The following is a 667-nucleotide window of genomic DNA, read 5'->3' as shown; positions in this document are numbered from 1 at the left end:
GCGACCTCCATAGCGATACTTTGCTGAATGGCAATCGATCGATGCCGTTATGGCGCCATGAGCTTGACATTCTCGCAACAGCTTTGATGAACGGTACAGCGTTGGGCTTAGCCAACGTTGATTGATCCTGCCTGTCTTCTCGTGGCTCCAATTACCATGATGACTGGATTTTTCGAGCAAAAATAACAAAGAGTAAAGTTTTTCCTAGTCGGTATTGGACATCTGAACTTTAATAAGCCAGCGTCCATCACGTTGCCGCTCGAAAACACGTAGTGTGTTTCCACTAATATGCTTGACCGAACCGTTTTCGTTAAATTTTGAAACTGTCCATCGGCAAGTTTGATAAGCAATCTTCCCTTCTTTGTGCAAATCAATAATTTCCAGTTTTGGATCCCGGAATTCATTCTTGAACATTCCGAACCAAAATTGGACGATCGCTGTATGCCCTTTGATTGGCGGACCACCTTGAGGCACGATAACTGCATCTGGGGTGTACAGTGGTGCAAATGCCTGCGCATTGCGGCTGTTATATACAGTGAGCCACCGTACGTTCTCAGCTTCCATTTCCTCAGAAAAATCCCTAGCTGCAACAGGTGGAGCAACTATCTGTAGAAGTAACAGGAGTATGGCCGCAAAGTTGAATTGGCATTTGAATCGCACGTTCCGT

At 45.6% G+C, this 667-nt stretch carries 1 protein-coding gene; it reads right to left on the bottom strand.

All coding sequences use genetic code 11. The annotated features are described in order from the left end of the window. Positions 1-204: 204 nt before the first annotated feature. The coding region (locus JK635_RS17620) for a YybH family protein (RefSeq protein ID WP_235888195.1) at positions 205-667 on the bottom strand (463 nt) is incomplete at its 5' end.

It is taken from the genome of Neobacillus paridis (genome assembly GCF_016765675.1).
Lineage (GTDB): Bacteria > Bacillota > Bacilli > Bacillales > Cytobacillaceae > Neobacillus > Neobacillus paridis.
This window is presented reverse-complemented; position numbering and strand designations above follow the sequence as displayed.